Here is a 17,025-nt window from a genome sequence, read left to right on the forward strand (position 1 = left end):
GGTCACGCTCCAGATTGGGACCGGATGCGCCCGTGTGGGCGCTGGTCGTATGCCCAGCCAGGCGCGAACCTGGCTCAAGGCAACCCGAACAGTATGCCCCAGAACCCGGTGCAGGCCAAATCCCCGCGACCAGGCACCCGCACTGCCGCCCGATCGCTCGCCGGAAGCTTCTTACTCCAGAGTAAGGTGTCCCGATATGACGGGCTCGACCAGCACATATGCCGCTTGGCAGCGACTATCCGGTACACCCGGCGGCAGTCGGTTGTTTTCGCTGGCGGCGATGGCGCGCGTTCCGTACTTCGCCTCGGTACTGCCGCACGTGGTCACGATGGAACCGGGCCTGGCCGAAGTGCGGGTCCCCAAGTGGTTCTTCGTCTACAACCACCTACACACCGTGCACGCCATCGCGTCGTGCAACGCGGCCGAGGTGGCGATGGGGATGCTGATGGAGGCCACGGGGCCCCCGCAGTCACCGATGGATACCGAAGGCGATGAACGTCCAGTACCTCGGCAAGGCCACCACGTCACTGCTGGCCCGCGCCGAGCTCGACCCGCCCGACTTCGCCGCGATGCGCGAGGGCCAAAAAGGATGGGACCTCGTCGTGCCGGTCAGCATCACCGACCGCAGCGGGGTCGAGGTCGTGCACGCCGACATCACCACCTGGGTTACGCCGGCCCGGTAACCCGCCCTGCTCACATTTCCCCCGAATGCGAGGGAAATCCCTGTATCGCCGCGCTGGGCATCCCGTTAGCGTCTGAGCTGAGTTTCCTGTGATTTACAGGAGAAAAGCGTAAGAAAAAGCTGATTAGGGGGCGGGCATGATCGATGGACGCAGCTGGTTCGTCAAGCCGCAGGCACGGGCCGGTTTCGGTCGCCGGCTGATCGGCTGGAGTTCTAGTGCCGGAGCCGTGCTGGCGTTCGGCATGGCGCCGCTGGCCAGCAGTCCACCGGCACACGCCGACGGCCTGGACGCGATCATCGACCCGATCATCAACTCCCTGGCCAGCCTCGACCCCGTGCTGGGCGCCGACTGGACCAGTTGGGTGGCCAACCTCGACTCCGCCTTCGATGCGGCCGCGAGCATCGACGCCTCCAGCGCCGCGGCTTCGAACTCAATGGACTTCGCTCATCTTTACGCACAGTTCGTCTACGAACCGATCCACACGTTCCAGCAGCAGTGGATCGACGGGACCTCATTCCTCGGGCCTAGCACCGTCACCTTCGACGAGAACCTCAACGAGCTGTACGGACAACTCCTGATCGGCAACGGCACCGAAGGTATCGAGGCAGCCCCCGACGGCACCGCCGGCGGCCTGTGGTTCGGCGACGGCGGGGACGGCTGGGACAGCACCATCGCCGGGATGGATGGCGGCGACGGTGGCGCGGCCTATTTCGGTGACGGCGGGATGGGCGGCGACGGCGGCCTCGGCGCGAACGGTGGTGACGGCGGTGCGACCGCACAGGGCATCGGTGGCATCGGCGGCGCCGGCGGCGACGGGGTCTTCGACTTCAGCGGTTTTGGCGTCGGGGGACTCGGCGGCGACGGCGGTGACGCCACCGGATATGTCTTCGGCATCGGCGGCGATGGGGGTGTCGGTGGCAGCGGAGCCAGCGGCGATTTCGACAACAGCTTGAGTGGCGGCGCGGGCGGTGACGGAGGAATCGGCGGCACCGGCGGGTCGAACGTGTCCCTACTGGGCGAGGCCGGCGACGGTGGCCATGGCGGCGCCGGGACTGACGGATTGAGCGACGGCAGCGGGGCGGTCGCCGGTCACGGTGGTGCCGGCGGAGTTGGCGGGACAAGCGACTTCACCGGACCCGGCCACGGCGGCGGCGGCGGGGGTGGCGGCGGCGGGGCACAGATTCAAGGCGACTCGGCCAGCGGTGCCGCTACCGGAGGCGACGGCGGCAGCGGCGGAGCGGGCACTGGCGGCATCAACGGCGAGTCCGGTGCGTACGGCGGCCATGGCGGCAACGCCTACATCACAGCGGACGCAAACAGCTCGGCAACCGGTACAGCGACTGGTGGCGACGGAGGTGACGGCGGCATAGCGACCGGCGGCAACGGCGGTGACGGCGGAAACGCCGTAATCCACGGGGGTGACAGCACATTCACGGGCAGTGGCGGCACAGCAAGCGGAATCAGTAGCGGCGGCAACGGGGGCGATTCAACCGGCCACGGCAGCGGCGGCGACGGTGGCTTTGCCTCGATCGTGGCGTACTCCGGCGCGACATCGAGCGGAACCGCCACCGGAGGCGAGGGCGGCGATGGCATCGGAGGCGGCGGGGACGGAGGAAGCGGCGGGGACGGCGGCTCCGCAGCGATCTCATCGATCAACTCCGGCACTACCAGCGGAGCAACCGCGATTGGCGGGGACGGCGGTTCGGGTAGCAGTAGCGCGAGCAGCAGCTTCGGCGGTGGCATCGGAGGCATGGGCGGTTTCGCTCAGGTCCAGAACGAGGGCGGCAGCATCAGCGGCGGCATCGCTCGCGGAGGGGATGGCGGTGCGGGCATCGGCTTCGGAGGCGATGGCGGCTTCGGCGGGGCCGGCGTCATCGGCGTCGGGAACGGAGGCGCCGTCGACGGAGTCGGTCACGACGCCATCGCGATCGGCGGTAACGGCGGCTCCGCCACCGACTCCGCCATGGGCGGTGACGGCGGCAGGGGCGAAATCAGTGCGGGACCCGACGGCCTGTCCTACGGCGAGGCGACCGGAGGCGACGGCGGCAACGCCGTCGGTACGGACTCTGGCTTCTCGGACGGCGGCAACGGCGGAAGCGCCTCCATCATCAGCAGCGAAACGGGTCAGGGTGGCACAGCGAGCGGCTCGGCGACCGGCGGTGACGGCGGTGATTCGAGCGGCAGGTTTTCGATCGGCGGCAGTGGCGGTTCTTCGTTCATCGCTGCCGACGGAAGTAACGCCGTCGCCAGCGGCACAGTCCAAGGCGGCGATGGCGGCGCAGGAATGAACGGGGGGGCCGACGGCGGAATGGGCGGAAATGGAACGATTTCCGCGACGGGCACGGGGAGCTCCGCGAGCGGGGCCACCGCTACTGGTGGCGACGGTGGCAGCGGCACGGGGTCCGGTCAGACCGGCGGCAACGGCACGGCAGGCAGCGTAAGCGCGATCGGTGGGGCGAACGCAGATGGGCAGACGGCGATCGGCACGAACGGCGCAAACCACCCGTAAACCTCAGGCCAGGTACGTCCCGTGGCCGCGCCGCACCAAGGCACCGTCGAACTCGAGCACCTCGTTAACCATGCCGCCGCGTTGGTTGCGATAGTGGAGGACGAGGGTCGACACACCCGCGTACACGCCTAGGATGTCGAAGTGCAGGTCGGGCACGGCTTGCAGTGCGGTACACCAGTATTCGCGCAGCGCCGACTTACCGGACACCACTCCCCCTGAGCCACGGACAATTTCGGCCGCGATCGGCGAGGTGAACACCACGTCGTCGTGAAAGTGCGCGAGCACCGCCTCGACGTCGTGACGGTTCCAGGCTGCAGCCCAATCTTCGGCGAAACCGGCCGGCTCGGGTGTGCTCACTGCGCGCCTTTCAGCGTCGCCCAGAACGGACACTGGTGTTCGGCCTCGAAGTCGAGGCTGACCTGACTTCCGCCGGGCCGCAACGACATCCAGACATTGCTGTGCTCGGAAGTACCGTCCTGGGCCGGCCAGTCGGGCAGACCGGCCGCCTTCGGTGCCCCGTTGATGACGAACTGGCTCCAGTAGCTCATCATCTGGTCGGACAGGATTTGTTGCGCGTGATTCAACGGCGGGGCGCCGCCCATGCTGAACAGATACCTCAGTTCCAGCGAATGGCTGGCGCCCACCGGGAACGGCGCGTGCCGCAGGAAGTCGGGCGCGGGGGCGTGCGGATCGTCGAACTCGTAGGCGTAGACCGGCGAATTGCGACTCAGTGAGTCGGCCATTCTGTCTGCGACACAAGCGAATACACCGTCGGTTGCCGCCGCCGAGTAGGCCAGCGACAGGTCGCCACCGTAGTGGTCCGCCGGGTAATGCGCCAACACCGCCGCACCGTCGGCGCCGAAGATGTCGCTGAGCGTGCGCGGATATTCGGCGGCGCTGACGCCCCGGCGGAGTCGGTCCGCCCGGAGTGCTGCGAACAGGGTGAACTCGTCGTGGTTGACGCCGAGCAATACCGGAACGTGGGCGGCGCGGCCGGCGGCGATACTCACGACCGGATTGTCCGGCAGCGCAGGCGTTCCGGTGACCGGGCCGGAGAGCGCGTCGGAGTCACCGAGGAAGAAGTACCAAGGCGGATGTTCGAGTCGGGTCGCCGGTAGGCCACGCAGGCACCGCGCGGTCGTAGCGGGATTGCGACAACCGGCCGCGAAGGCGTAGTTCACACTCTGCTTCTGCCCGAACTCCAGGCCGGTCTGCGCCTGGCACGGCGCGCTCTGAATGATCGCCGCGCGGAACAGACCTGCCGACCCCGGCGCGACCAGGTGGTCGCAGACCGACATTCCGCCCGCGGATTCACCGGCGATCGTCACTTTCTTCGGATCGCCGCCGAAAGCGGCGATGTTGTCGTGAACCCAGCGCAGCCCGGCCTGCTGGTCGGCCAGGCCGTAGTTGCCGACCGTCCCGGGCGCTCCGAGCGCAGGGTGGGCCAAGAAGCCGAGCGCACCCAGGCGGTAGTTGAGCGTGACCACGATGATGTGGCCTTTGGCTGCCAGCCAGCGCGAGTGGTAGATGTCGCCGCTGCCGTTGACGAACCCTCCCCCGTGAATCCACACCATCACCGGACGCTTCTCGCCGTGCTGGGCACGCGGTGGTGTCCAGACGTTGAGGGTGAGGCAGTTTTCACTGGTCGGTTTGCCGACCCCCGGCTTGAGTCCGGTGTCCTGCATGCATTGCGGCCCGGCTTTGGTGGCATCCAGCATGCCCGGCCAGCGCGCCGCCGGCCGTGGCAGTTGCCACCGCAACGGCCCCACCGGCGGCGCCGCGTACGGAATGCTCTGGAACAGACGGTAATCCGGGGCGACCTGGCCGCGGATCGATCCGAGCGCGGTACCCACCACCCCGGCGTCCAACGGGCCCGCGTAGGCCGGTTCGGCCTTCCGGGGCTTGACGACGGCGTCCTGACCGCACGCCACCGCGAGCAGGGCCGTCATCAGCACGACGGCCCACGCTCGTCGGCGGCGCGGCGTTCGGATGGGCACGAAATAACAGCCTACGGATTACCGGGAATCCGGTCATCGACTATTCCGCGATCACGGAGCCAGTGTCTGACACGTGTTCAAAAGCTTGGCGACCGAACTCGGCCGACAAGACGGCGACTGAGCCGGGTCCAGCTCGACGTCGGTCCGGGTTGAGCAGCCTGCCACCCGGGCGCTAACCCTGCCGAAATCTGTTGACCTGAATAGCAATTCACGAGCGGTCGGCGGCGGATCTCACGCACCGGCCGAGTCGCTCGGAGCTTTCTCGCGCGCTTCCTGCTGCGTCCGCTGCACATGGAGGAAGCCGTCCACGGCGGCCTGCGCGGCGTCGCGGTAATCGAAGTCAGGCAGGGTGGAAAGCCTGCCGAGCACCGCCGGGCCGATCAGCAGCGCAATTGCCCGGGTGCGGTCGATATCGCCCAACTCCGCTGCGTCCGGGCTGTCGAAGATCGCGTCGAACGGCGCGGCGTACTGCTGGGCGATCCGCTCACGCAACGTGCTGACAGCGGGGCTGTCCGCGGTGCGCCGGCGGTCCGACTCCGGCAACTGGTCGAGGTCACGGCCGAGCGACAGCCAACTCATCGCCATCACCATGCTCGGACGATCACCGATCGTCTGCGCGAAATCCGTCACCAGTGCGATCAGTCGATCACGCAGCATGCCTTCGGCGGACGGTATCGGCGCCGCCGGTATCAGACCGCTGAAAGCCGCTGCCAGCAAGTCGTTTCCGCTCGGGAAATGTCGGTAGAGGGTCGCTCGGGCGACATTGGCTCCGCGCGTCACCGCGTCGACGGTCACCGCGCTGGGACCGCCGGCGCGAAGTAACGCGGTGGCAGCTTCCAGCAACCTGGCCCGGGAGCGCGCTGGGCGCGGATCGCTCTTCTCGGCGATGTGGACCACCTCCTCGTGTCCGACCCTGTCAAGGGTACGCAATACAGGGTCGGCATCGGTGCAGAGCTTGGCTGGTCAGCCGACGAACTGTGCAGCCCGGTGCCCCAGCATCGCGATGGTGGCGTGTGGGCCGCGGCTGGTGATCGACGGCAAGACCGACCCATCGATCACCCACAATCCGTCGATCCCGCGCAATCGACACTGGTGGTCGACGACGGCCGACGGGTCGTCGGCACCGCCCATCGGAGCGGTACCGCACAGGTGCTGAGAGGTCGACCAGACTGGCTCACCGATTTCAGTTGTCGGACCGGCGATTTCGCGGGCCAGCTCGCAACCCGCTTGCAACGCCGCGATGTCGGCGGGTTCGCTGTCGTAGCGGTGCTCGATCAACGGCGGCACCAGTGGGTCGGCCGAAACCAGCGACACCCGGCCGCGGGACAGCGGGCGCATCAGCGCCACACCGAGGTGTGGCCAGTCGGGATGGCCCGCCGTTCCGTCACCGACCATCGCCACAAAGCCACCGGTGTAGGGCCGGATCTCGATGTCGTCGGGCGTACTGAGCACCACCTCGAGCACCGGTCGGCCGGCGGCGACGGTCCACGTGGTCGGCAGCACCCATTCCGGGTGGTCGCTGCAGGCCGTCCCGACCGGAGCAGGAGCCAGCACGTCGACACCGACGGCACGCAACATCGCCTCGTCACCGATGCCGGAAAGCATGAGTAGATGGGCGGATTCGATCGCACCGGCGCACAGCACAATGCGATCGGCGGTCAGGGTGATCGGCCCGCCCGGCCCGACGGCAAGCACGCCGGTGGCGCGTCCGCCCGAGACCCGCAGGCGCAACGCCCGAGTCTGGGTCAGCAGCGAGAGGTTTGCCCGGTTCAGGGCCGGCAGCAGAAACGCGGCGCCGGGCCCGATCCGCACACCGTCGACGATGTTGAGCGGGACGGCGCCGATACCGGACGGCAGTGCGCCCGCGTCCGGCACGTCGTTCAAGTCGGGCAGCCACGGGAGCCCGAAGCGTTCAGCCGCGTCGACGAAAAGTGCTGTACTGCCGATGATTTCACTGGTCCGGCGAACCTGGATCGGTCCGGAATCACCGTGGGCGGGTCCGGTGAAGTCCAGGTCGGTCTCGATCGCGCGAAAGTGATCGGCCACGTCCGACCAACCCCAACCCGGTATGCCGAAGCCGTCGAAGTCGCGTCGCAGAGCACGGCAGAAGTAGCCGCCGTTGACGGCGCCGGAACCACCGAGTGTCGCGCCCCGCACGATCGGCATCTGACGGGCCGGTCGGTCGGTCAGTCGGGTCTGGTACCGCTGTACCAGCGGGCTGACCGCTCCGATCGGCAGCCGGAGCCCGTTGGCCGTCTCCGCGTGCAACCTCGGGTCAGCCAGACCGACGCCGGCTTCGAGAACCGTCACCGAGCGGCTCGGATCGGCCGAAAGCAGGCTCGCTACAACGGATCCAGCGCTTCCCGCGCCGACGATCAGCACATCGCTGTGCAGCGCTGCTGCGGTCAGGACTCAGACTCGAATCTGCGGTTTGAGCGGACCGACGTTGCGTTCCCGCAGCACGCCGTACCAGAGTCCGAGGCCGTAGGCCAGGTCGTCGAGTCGCTTGAGCACCAAGTACATCAGCAGGCCGATCGGGCGGGCGTCGTCGTCCGCGGTTTGCCGACGGCTGATCCAGTCCACCACCCCGTCGACAACCGCGGCGACCAGCACCACCCGCCGCACCGGACGGAAGAGGATCGCCGCGAGCAACGCGACCGGCCAGTAATGCCGGCAGATCGCCGACGCCAGCTGCAACGCTGCCGACCACAGGCTGCGCGCTGCCACCGTGACCACATCCCACATCTGAGTCTCGGTGCCATGCATGCTCTTCGCGACTCGGCGACCGGTCAGCCCGGCAACGAACAGCGAGGCCAGGTAACCGAAACTGGAACCGACGGCCATCAGAATCCACGCCGTCAGCGCCCACCCGGAGATCATCATCGGCGCGATCTTGTCCGGGTGACGGACCGAGAGCGGAGCCGCCGAACCGCCGTAAAATGCCTTGCGCGTCAGCCAATCGCGGAGTTCGGTCCGATGATCGTGTGCCACTTGGGCGATTGGCTCGTAACGCAGCCGAGCACCGGCCTCCACCAAACGCCAGCACAGATCGACGTCTTCACCGGAGCGCATAGTCTCGTCGAATCCGTTGATATCGCGCAAAGCCGAAGCGCGACAAATGATTGCGGCACTCGGCACATAGGACACCGTGGTGTAGGGAATGACCGGAGCTTCGCGCTGCCCGAGGTCCAGCGACGAGCGCACCGCCTCGTATCGGGCGACCAGGTCATCGTTCTGCGCGAGACCCACGATCCTCGGGGCCACCAGAGCCACGGTCGGATCGCAGAAGTGGCCGAGCAGTGCCTCCAGCCAGCCGCGGCGCGGGACGACGTCGGAGTCCAGAAAGGCGACGTAGTCCGTCTTGCAGGCGGACAGACCGGTGTTGCGCGCCGCAGCGGGGCCCCTGCTCTGGCCGTGCCGCAGAATCTCGACCTCGGGATGCGCCCCCGCGAAATCCTCACTGCCGACCGGTGTCGACGATCCGTCGTCGACGATGACGATGCGCAGGCCACGTAACGCTGTAACCAGTCGACGTAGTCCACATGCGTTGTCCCGCACCGGAATTACCACCGTCACGTCACGATGCGACGGGCCGCCGGCAGGGCGCGGGTGCGCCACCGTCGCGTCCAGCAGCGTCCTGGCCAGCTCCGCGCTCACCGCGTCGCTCACCTTGAGCCGCCCGTCGGCCAGCATGTCCTGAGCGGCGGGTGCCAACCGCAGGATCCGGGTCGGCGATCCGCCCAGCAGCGCCGACCCCTGACCGAGCACACGGACCCGACGATCGACCTGCACAGCAAACCCGTCCGGCAACCGAGTGGGTGTCATGCGAGCATCCCGTTGGCTGCCGGCATCCAGCGCAGCACCCGGCGCAGGCAGTCCTCGGTCATCTCGGTCAGCATGCGTTCGCCGTCGGCGGCAGTGGCGGTGGTCGGGTCACCCAGCACTCCGACTTCGCTGACCGCGGCGACTCCACCGCTGCGCATCGACGGCAGCAGCTCCGCCAGTGGTGCACTGTTACCCGCCCGCCACCGGTCGGTCCGCACGTCGGTCGGCGAAATATGTAGCAATACGGAAGTTTCAGCGTGTCCGGCGTGTGCGTCACCACCGGCCACCACGCACGGGCACCACCCGGCGTCACGCCCTTCGCGACGCAGTTGCGCGACGGCGCTGCGCAGCGCGGCGATGTTGCCACCGTGGCCGTTGACGAAGACCAGGCGCTGCGCCCAGCAGGTCGCCGACCTGCCGTACTCCACCAGCAGCGTGGCCAGCGCTTCGGTGCCGATGGAGATCGTCCCGGGGAAGCTCTGGTGCTCGCCGCTGGCGCCGTATGCGATCGGCGGTGCCGCCAACCAGGACAGGTCGGGGTCGTCCGACAATCTGGACGTCACCCCGCGGGTGACGGCGTTCGCGATCCTGGTGTCGGTGTCCAGTGGCAGGTGCGGCCCGTGCTGCTCGGTGGAGCCAACCGGTACAGCCAGCCCTATCGGCAAGCTTCGCAGTTGGCTCGACGTAGAGCCCCCGAGATCGGGCTGGACTAGCACTCGGTGATGGTAAGACGAATTCACCTGCAGTGCATCGGTTGTTGGCGCTATCGAAGAAGTTTTTCCCGAAGCGCGTTCACCAACACCGGTCATCGACGCCACGTCAGCCACGTCAGTACCAACATACCCGCTGGTCTCGCGTGCGGGGAGCGACTAGACGGCGCCGAGCGTCCGGGTGAACCCGTCGGGCACCAGTACGTCGTCCCGATTCAGATCGTGCACCGATGCGCGCCCGAGGCCCATCAACGCCGAGTCGATCCCGCTCCGCAAGATGTCGAGTACGTTCTCGACGCCGGGCTGCCCGGCGGCGGCCAGACCCCAGAGGTAGGCGCGCCCGATCATCACGGCACGAGCACCCAGCGCCAGCGCCTTGACGACGTCGCTGCCGCGCCGGATGCCGCCGTCCAGCAAAACTTCGACCTGGTCGCCGACGGCATCGGCAACGGCCGGAAGCGCGCGAATCGAGGCCGGCGTCCCGTCCAGGTTGTTGCCGCCGTGATTCGATACCGAGATTGCCGAAACACCGGCATCCACAGCCCTTTTCGCGTCGTCGAGCCGCATGACGCCCTTCAGCATGAACGGGCCGCCCCACAATTCGCGCAGCCACGCGATATCCGCCCAGGTCGGCGGCGGCGTGGTCATCCACTCCCCGTAGGCAGCGAAGAACGGCGGACCGGTCTCACCACGGCCGGCCAGGTTGGGTACTCGCAGGTCCGGGGGCCGCAGCGTCTTGCCGAACCTCCACAGCCAGCCTGGGCGGGTGATCACCTCCGGCGACATCCGCAGCATGGTGCGCAGGTTCATCTGCTCCGGGATCTTCGGGCTGCCCCAGTCCCGGCCGTGGGAGAACGACCAGTCGGTGGTGACGATCAGTCCGACCGCGCCGGCCTGCCGGGCCCGTTCGACACGCTGCGCGATCACGTCGCGGCCGCCGGACCAGTAGACCTGGAAGAACAGCTTCGGATTGGCGGCGACCACGTCCTCGACCGGCTTGCTGGCGAACGACGACAATCCCATCGCCGTCCCGCGCGCCGCGGCGGCACGTGCCACCGCCACCTCACCGTCCGGGTCGACCGCCTGGACACCGGTCGGCGAAATCAACACTGGCAACGAGATCTCTTGTCCCATAACAGTTGTCGACAGATCGCGCTTCTCGAGTGCACCGACGACATGCGGCGCGAAGCCCAGCTCGCCGAACGCCTCGACGTTGTCGGCGACGGTCAGCCCTTTTTCACTGGCAGCCACCAACGCCGAGTACGACGATTTGGGCAGCCGCTTCTTCGCGCGCTGCTGCGCGATGGCGACGGTCTCGAACCAGACGTCACGGGCCACGACTAGACCGGGCTCTCGTTACACAGCCGCTGCGGCGGCATGCTCAGCTGCAGCAGCACCGGTCCGCTCTTGCGCTGACCGCGCGAGTGATCGCCGGACGGCTTCGGCTTGTCGCGGTCCTGCGCCAGCGCCGGCATGCCGTAGCCCTGGACGCACTCCGGGTCGGGGCCGTCGAGCGGCAGACCGGTGAAGAACTTGGCAGCCATGCAGCCACCACGGCAGCTGTCGTAGTGCCCGCAGCTGCCACAGGCGCCCGCCGACTGCGGCTCACGCAACTCGTTGAACAGCGGGGCGTCTTTCCAGACTTTGTCAAAACCCCCGTCCGACACCACGTTTCCCGCGAGGAAGCGATCGTGAATGGCGAACGGGCAGGCGTAGACGTCGCCGACCGGGTCGATCAGGCACACCACCCGACCGGCGCCGCACATGTTCAGCCCGGCCAGCGCCCCGGGCTCACCCAAGCCGGACAGGTGGAAGAACGAGTCGCCGGTGAGCACCCGATCGCCCTTGGCGACCAGCCAGTCGTACAGCTGGACCTGCTGGTCGGCGGTGGGGTGCAGGTCGTCCCAGACGTCGGCTCCCCGACCCGACGGACGCAGTCGGGTGATACGCAGTGTCGCACCGTAACGGCTTGCCAGCGCGGCGAATTCGTCGAGCTGGTCGACGTTGTGGCGGGTCACCACCACGGAGATCTTGGCGTCGGAGAAACCGGCGGCGGCCAGGTTCTCCAGGGCGCGGACGGCCATCGCGAACGATCCGGCCCCACGAACGGCGTCGTTGACTTCGGCGGTCGCGCCGTCCAGCGAGATCTGGACGTCGACGTAGTCACTGGCGGCCAGCCGCTTCGCGACCTCGGGGGTGATCCGTACGCCGTTGGTGGAGAACTTCACCCCGACGTGATGGGCGGTCGCGTAGTCGACCAGCTCCCAAAAGTCGGGTCGCACAGTCGGTTCCCCGCCGCCGATGTTGACGTAGAACACCTGCATGCGTTCCAGCTCGTCGATGATGTCCTTGCACTGACTTGTGGACAACTCGCGCGGGTCGCGCTTGCCCGACGACGACAGGCAGTGCACGCACGCCAGGTTGCACGCGTAAGTGAGCTCCCAGGTCAGGCAGATGGGCGCGTCGAGGCCGTGTTCGAACTGTTCGATCAGCCGTGGCACCGTCGAGGTCATGGGCGCTGCTCCTGTTCCGCAGGTACCAGCATCTGCGAGCCGGCCAGCACGCCGAGCGCGTGCACGTACGGACCCTGCTGGGAATCCTCGACGCCGGCCGCACGAAGCGCGGCCCGGACGTCGGGATGATCGGCCAACGATTGCACCACCGTCAGGATGGTGCGGTTTTTGAGAAACGACAGTTTGCGAGTTCCGAAGTGATACAACAGCGCTCCGAAAGACTCCGGGCGCACGGCGACCTGCGGGTGCAGTCGCCACGGCTGATCGAGATCGAACTCGGCTCGCCCCATGGTGGGGGCACTCACGGTCAGTAGACCCCGCACATCCCGTCGATGGACACCTCTTCGACCAGGGTTTCGGTGACGAGCTCGGTCTCGGTGTCGGTCTGCTGCTGCGGCTCCATGACGTTGCCTTTCGTTCGGGCGGTACTCGACAAGTCGTGTCGATGTGGTCAGAATCACGGTCAGAATATGGCATCGAGTGCCGGAATGGAAGGGTGGGGCCGATGGCGCAGCAGCAGCCGCGGGTTGGCCGCCGCCGGTCCACCACTCCGCAACACATCTCCGACGTCGCCATCAGATTGTTCGCCGACCGCGGATTCTCGGAGGTCAGCGTCGACGACGTTGCGCAGGCAGCGGGTATCGCCCGCCGGAGCGTGTTTCGGTATTACGCATCGAAGAACGCAATTCCGTGGGGCGATTTCGACACCCACCTTCAACAGTTCGGCGAACTGCTCAGCGGGGTCGATTTGCGACTGCCACTGGACGACGCGCTGCGGGCAGCGCTGCTGTCGTTCAACACATTCGACGAATCCGAGACCGCCCGGCACCGCCAGCGGATGCGGGTGATACTGCAAACTGCCGAGCTGCAGGCGTATTCGATGACGATGTACGCCGGATGGCGGGAGGTGATCGCCGCTTTCGTCGCACACCGGACCGGCGCCAAGACCGCCGACCTGCGACCACAGACCGTCGCCTGGATGATGCTCGGCGTTGCGCTGAGCGCCTACGAGCATTGGCTGGATGACGAATCGGTCTCGTTACCGCAAGCTTTGGGCGATGCCTTTGACGTGGTGCGCGACGGGCTGAAGGATCTAGAGGCATGAGCCGACTACTGCAGACCATTCAGGTGCAGGGTCAGGTGTGCGCCGGCATGGGGTCGGCGATGTACGGCGAGCTCTTGCCCCGGGTGGCCGACGACGTCGAAGCCGACGGGGTGTTCGCCGAGATCTTCGCGGGCCACGAAAACGATTCTGGCCGCATGGCTTTGCCGCTGCGACTGCTCGGCGGGTTGCACCGGTTGGCGCTCGACGGCCGCGCTCCCGCGTTGCGTCGCTGGTATCCCAGCGCCGGCGGCGCGTGGAACGCTGAGTCGGCGTGGCCCGATATCGTGCAGGCGGCCGCCGCGCACGCCGAGTATCTGCGCGCCGCACTCGACCATCCGCCGCAGACCAACGAGGTCGGCCGCTCGGCCGCGCTGATCGGCGGGCTGCTGATGTTGGCCGACCGCTTCGCAGCCCCGGTACGGCTTTTCGAGATCGGCTGCAGCGCCGGGCTCAATTTGCGTGCCGACCACTTTCGCTACCGCCACCCCGACGGCGCATGGGGCCCGGCTGAATCACCGGTGACCATCGACGACGCCTGGCGCGGCGAACTTCCCCCCGCGGCCGACCTGACCATCGCCGAGCGTCACGGCTACGACATTTCGCCACTGGACGCCACCGGCACCGACGGCGAATTGACGTTGTTGAGCTATGTCTGGCCCGATCAGCAGGCCCGGCTGGACCGGCTGCGCGGCGCGATCGAGATCGCCCGCCAAGTGCCGGCGACGTTGCACCGCCGCAATGCCACCGAAGCCGTGGCCGGCTTGACGCTGTCCAACGGCACGCTCACGGTGCTGTGGCATTCGATTATGTGGCAATACCTTTCGCTGCCCGAGCAGTCGACCATCTCGACCGAACTCGAGGCGATAGGGTCACGGGCGACCACCGAGGCCCCATTCGCCCATCTGAGGCTGGAGCCGCACCGGCGGACGCCGGACGCCGACGTCGAGTTCGTGGTGCAGGCCCGCTGCTGGCCCGGCGGAGACGATCGGCTGCTGGCCGCATGTTCGCCGCACGGGCCGCCGGTCGTCTGGGAACGACTAGCCCAGGACTTCTGAAATCGGCACGGCGGCGGCGATTTTGGCCCGCGCCTTCATCACCTTGCCGGGCATCCCACCACCGACCACCCCGGCCACCGCGCCGTCCCGTTCGTAGTAGGCCAGAAACTTGCGGCCGTCGTCCTCGACGATGTGCACGGTATCGGTGGCCACCGGCTCGCCGAGGCACTGGATTTTGACGTCGTACTGATCGCTCCAGAAGTACGGGACGACGACGCTGGTCGGTGCGTCTTTGCCGAGCATGGCGGGGACCACGGACCGCGCCTGATCGGCAACGTTGCTCCAATGTTCTACGCGCACTTGATGTCCCTTGGCGTCGCGCCAGGACGCGACGTCGCCGAGGGCCCATACGTTGGGCGCACTGGTTCGGCCGGCCGCGTCGCAGATGATGCCGTTGTCGACCTCGATGCCGCTGCCTTCGAGCCAGTCGGTGGCCGGCCGCGAACCGATGCCCACCACGACCAGATCGGCGTTGAACTCGGTGCCGTCAGTCAATTCCACGGTCTCGACGTGGTTGTCACCGCGTACGCCCGCCACCCCCACACCGGTCCGCACGTCGACACCTTCGTCACGGTGCAACCGGGCCACCAGGCCGCCGATCTGTTCACCGAGCACCGAGGCCAGCGGCGCCGGCTGCGGTTCGATCAGCACCACATCGACGCCGAGGCCGCGAAGGCTGGCGGCCACTTCGCAACCGATGAACCCGGCTCCGACCACGACCGCGCGGTGCGCTTCGGACGCGTGCTTGCGCAGGGCCAGACTTTCGTCGAACGACCGCAGCACCCGGATGCCGTCCAACTCGGGGAAGGCCGGAATACGCCGGGGCACCAGACCGGTCGCGATCACGAGTTCGTCGTAACCCAGCGTGGATCCGTCGTCGAGCGTGACGGTCTGCGCCTCGGTGTCGATGCCGGTGGCCGCCGACCCCAGCCGCAACGTGATGTTCTGCTCGTCGTAGAACTCGCGCGGTTTGAGAGTGACGTCGTCGACCTCGCTGCGCAGTACCTCCTTGGACAGCGGCGGGCGGTCGTACGGGAGGTGGACCTCGTCGCTGACGATCGTGATCGGACCGGCGAACTCCGAGCGGCGCAGTTGCTCGGCGGTCCGGATCGCGGCGAGTCCTCCGCCGACGATCAGAATTCCGTTGTCGCCAGAGCTAGTAGTCATTCGGAGTTCATACACGATTGCGGCGACCGACGGTTGCTCACCCCTGCGCGCGAGAGCGATCGATCAGGTTCGACAGCACGACGATACTTTCGCTGCGCTCGATGTCAGCGCTGGTGCGGATTCGCTCGAGGGCATCTTCTAAATGCTGCATGTCGCGCGCCAGCACCCGCAGGATGGCATCGGCGGTGCCGGTTACCGTTGCGGCGCTGACGACTTCGGGGATGTCAGCCCACGCCCGCCGCAGCTCGTCCGGAGAAATCCGGCCGTGACAGAAGACCTGGACGTAGGCCTCGGTGTTCCAGCCGATGGCGTTGCGGTCGACGACCGTGGTGAACGCCCGGATCACCCCGCTGTCGAGCATCCGATCGACGCGCCGCTTGACCGCCGGCGCCGACAACCTCACCCGCTCACCGATTTCCGCGAACGTCGCGCGGGCGTGCTGGCCGAGCTCAGCCAGAATCTGCTCGTCGATGCCGTCCAACCGGTCCATCGGGCCCTCCGCCCACAACAAAACTCTAAAATGCAGCATTTGGCGCAATAAAGTCAGTATAACCAAGCAACATTCGTCGATACATTGTTCTCAAGGCTGCTTTACCGTTGATTTATGACTATCTTCGCGGAGTCCGACGCGGCCGCCTGCCGCGACACGACGGCACGCAGGGCCAGCCTCCGGCATTACGTGATGACACCGCCGCGGTTCTTTGCGGTCGACTATGCGATCAATCCCTGGATGGACACCACCACGCCGGTCGACGCGGACGCCGCCCTCGATCAGTGGCAACGCCTGCACGACGTCTACCTGGCTCTGGGTCACCAGGTCGACGTGGTCGAACCAGTGCCCGGCCTGCCTGACATGGTGTACGCCGCCAACGGCGGGTTGATCATCGACGGCACCGCGGTGGTTGCGCGTTTCAAACATGTTGAGCGTCAACAGGAGTCGGCGGCCTACGGCAAATGGCTGCAGTCGCAGGGCTTCGATCCGGTGTATGCCCGGCAGGTCAACGAGGGCCAGGGCGATCTGTTGCCAGTCGGTGACATCATCCTGGCCGGTCACGGTTTCCGATCCAGTCTGCGGGCACACAGCGAGGTCGCGGGGATCTTCGGTCGCCGGGTGATCAGCCTCGAGTTGGTGGACCCGCGGTTCTACCACCTCGACACGGCGCTGACCGTGCTCGACGACAGGACGATCGCCTACTATCCCCCGGCATTCACCTATGTCTCCCGGGCGCATCTGGAGACGCTGTTCCCCGACGCGATCGCGGTGGACAGCGCCGACGCCTACGCGTTCGGGCTCAACGCGGTCTCCGATGGTCGCCACGTCGTGCTGCCGGCCGCCGCCACCGGGTTCGCCGCTCAGCTCAGCGACGCCGGATTCGAGCCGATCGGCGTCGACCTGCCGGAGCTACTCAAGGGCGGCGGCTCGGTCAAATGCTGCACGCTGGAGATGTATTCGTGACCGCG

16 protein-coding genes and 1 pseudogene are annotated in these 17,025 nt (G+C 67.4%); 5 read left to right on the forward strand and 12 right to left on the reverse strand.

From position 1 onward, the window contains the following. The first annotated feature begins 196 nt into the window (after positions 1-196). Together CYU59_RS18035 and CYU59_RS18040 are read left to right on the forward strand one after the other, a co-directional pair. Positions 197-683 (forward strand): annotated as a pseudogene (locus CYU59_RS18035) (hotdog fold domain-containing protein). A 136-nt stretch (positions 684-819) separates the two neighbouring features. Then, on the forward strand, positions 820-3,192 hold the full coding sequence (locus CYU59_RS18040) for a PGRS repeat-containing protein (protein ID WP_293001103.1): 2,373 nt from the start codon (positions 820-822) through the stop codon (positions 3,190-3,192). Between the two features lie 3 nt (positions 3,193-3,195). On the opposite strand, the gene CYU59_RS18045 is transcribed toward CYU59_RS18040, so the two are convergent. From CYU59_RS18045 to mftA, 10 genes are all read right to left on the reverse strand, one after another. After that, on the reverse strand, positions 3,196-3,549 hold the full coding sequence (locus tag CYU59_RS18045; protein ID WP_293001105.1) for a nuclear transport factor 2 family protein: 354 nt from the start codon (positions 3,547-3,549) through the stop codon (positions 3,196-3,198). Next, entirely contained in the window at positions 3,546-5,141 is a 1,596-nt protein-coding gene (locus tag CYU59_RS18050) for a carboxylesterase family protein (RefSeq protein ID WP_293001183.1), read from the reverse strand. The genes CYU59_RS18045 and CYU59_RS18050 overlap by 4 nt, the downstream gene beginning before the upstream one ends. Positions 5,142-5,420: 279 nt before the next feature. Next, positions 5,421-6,119 carry a TetR/AcrR family transcriptional regulator gene (locus tag CYU59_RS18055; RefSeq protein ID WP_293001107.1) on the reverse strand — a complete coding sequence of 233 codons (699 nt, stop codon included), beginning with the start codon at positions 6,117-6,119 and terminating at the stop codon, positions 5,421-5,423. A 33-nt stretch (positions 6,120-6,152) separates the two neighbouring features. After that, a complete protein-coding gene (gene mftG / locus CYU59_RS18060; RefSeq protein WP_293001185.1) occupies positions 6,153-7,598 on the reverse strand; it encodes a mycofactocin system GMC family oxidoreductase MftG in 1,446 nt (481 codons plus the stop codon). Positions 7,599-7,601: 3 nt separating this feature from the next. Then, positions 7,602-9,014 carry a mycofactocin biosynthesis glycosyltransferase MftF gene (mftF, locus tag CYU59_RS18065; protein ID WP_293001109.1) on the reverse strand — a complete coding sequence of 471 codons (1,413 nt, stop codon included), beginning with the start codon at positions 9,012-9,014 and terminating at the stop codon, positions 7,602-7,604. Continuing rightward, on the reverse strand, positions 9,011-9,754 hold the full coding sequence (gene mftE / locus CYU59_RS18070; RefSeq protein WP_293001111.1) for a mycofactocin biosynthesis peptidyl-dipeptidase MftE: 744 nt from the start codon (positions 9,752-9,754) through the stop codon (positions 9,011-9,013). Before mftE ends, mftF begins: the two co-directional genes overlap by 4 nt. 129 nt (positions 9,755-9,883) lie before the next feature. Then, positions 9,884-11,062 carry a pre-mycofactocin synthase MftD gene (gene mftD / locus CYU59_RS18075; RefSeq protein WP_293001113.1) on the reverse strand — a complete coding sequence of 393 codons (1,179 nt, stop codon included), beginning with the start codon at positions 11,060-11,062 and terminating at the stop codon, positions 9,884-9,886. Between the two features lie 2 nt (positions 11,063-11,064). Continuing rightward, positions 11,065-12,237 (reverse strand): mycofactocin radical SAM maturase, encoded by a 1,173-nt coding sequence (gene mftC / locus CYU59_RS18080; RefSeq protein WP_293001115.1) that lies wholly within the window; start codon positions 12,235-12,237, stop codon positions 11,065-11,067. Further along, complete coding sequence (mftB, locus tag CYU59_RS18085; protein ID WP_293001187.1) at positions 12,234-12,527, reverse strand: mycofactocin biosynthesis chaperone MftB; 294 nt, start codon at positions 12,525-12,527, stop codon at positions 12,234-12,236. The genes mftC and mftB overlap by 4 nt, the downstream gene beginning before the upstream one ends. Positions 12,528-12,544: 17 nt before the next feature. Further along, positions 12,545-12,640 (reverse strand): mycofactocin precursor MftA, encoded by a 96-nt coding sequence (gene mftA / locus CYU59_RS18090; protein WP_293001117.1) that lies wholly within the window; start codon positions 12,638-12,640, stop codon positions 12,545-12,547. A 102-nt stretch (positions 12,641-12,742) separates the two neighbouring features. Here mftA and mftR point away from each other — a divergent pair, with 102 nt between their 5' ends. Both mftR and CYU59_RS18100 read left to right on the forward strand, forming a co-directional pair. Next, positions 12,743-13,342 carry a mycofactocin system transcriptional regulator gene (gene mftR / locus CYU59_RS18095; RefSeq protein WP_293001120.1) on the forward strand — a complete coding sequence of 200 codons (600 nt, stop codon included), beginning with the start codon at positions 12,743-12,745 and terminating at the stop codon, positions 13,340-13,342. Then, positions 13,339-14,397, forward strand: a complete 1,059-nt coding sequence (locus tag CYU59_RS18100; protein ID WP_293001122.1) for a DUF2332 family protein — start codon at positions 13,339-13,341, stop codon at positions 14,395-14,397. The genes mftR and CYU59_RS18100 overlap by 4 nt, the downstream gene beginning before the upstream one ends. Here CYU59_RS18100 and CYU59_RS18105 read toward each other — a convergent pair. Both CYU59_RS18105 and CYU59_RS18110 read right to left on the reverse strand, forming a co-directional pair. Next, positions 14,380-15,564: an FAD/NAD(P)-binding oxidoreductase gene (locus CYU59_RS18105; RefSeq protein WP_293001124.1), complete on the reverse strand. Its 1,185-nt coding sequence runs from the start codon at positions 15,562-15,564 to the stop codon at positions 14,380-14,382. The two genes, CYU59_RS18100 and CYU59_RS18105, sit on opposite strands and share 18 nt — an antisense overlap. Positions 15,565-15,601: 37 nt before the next feature. Further along, the gene (locus CYU59_RS18110) at positions 15,602-16,054 is read right to left on the reverse strand and encodes an Lrp/AsnC family transcriptional regulator (RefSeq protein WP_293001126.1); all 453 of its coding nucleotides are present in this window, start codon (positions 16,052-16,054) and stop codon (positions 15,602-15,604) included. Positions 16,055-16,168: 114 nt separating this feature from the next. On the opposite strand from CYU59_RS18110, the gene ddaH reads away from it, so the two are divergent. Beyond that, positions 16,169-17,020: a dimethylargininase gene (ddaH, locus tag CYU59_RS18115; RefSeq protein ID WP_293001128.1), complete on the forward strand. Its 852-nt coding sequence runs from the start codon at positions 16,169-16,171 to the stop codon at positions 17,018-17,020. The last annotated feature ends 5 nt before the right edge of the window (positions 17,021-17,025 follow it).

The organism is Mycobacterium sp. (assembly GCF_002863225.1).
Lineage (GTDB): Bacteria > Actinomycetota > Actinomycetes > Mycobacteriales > Mycobacteriaceae > Mycobacterium.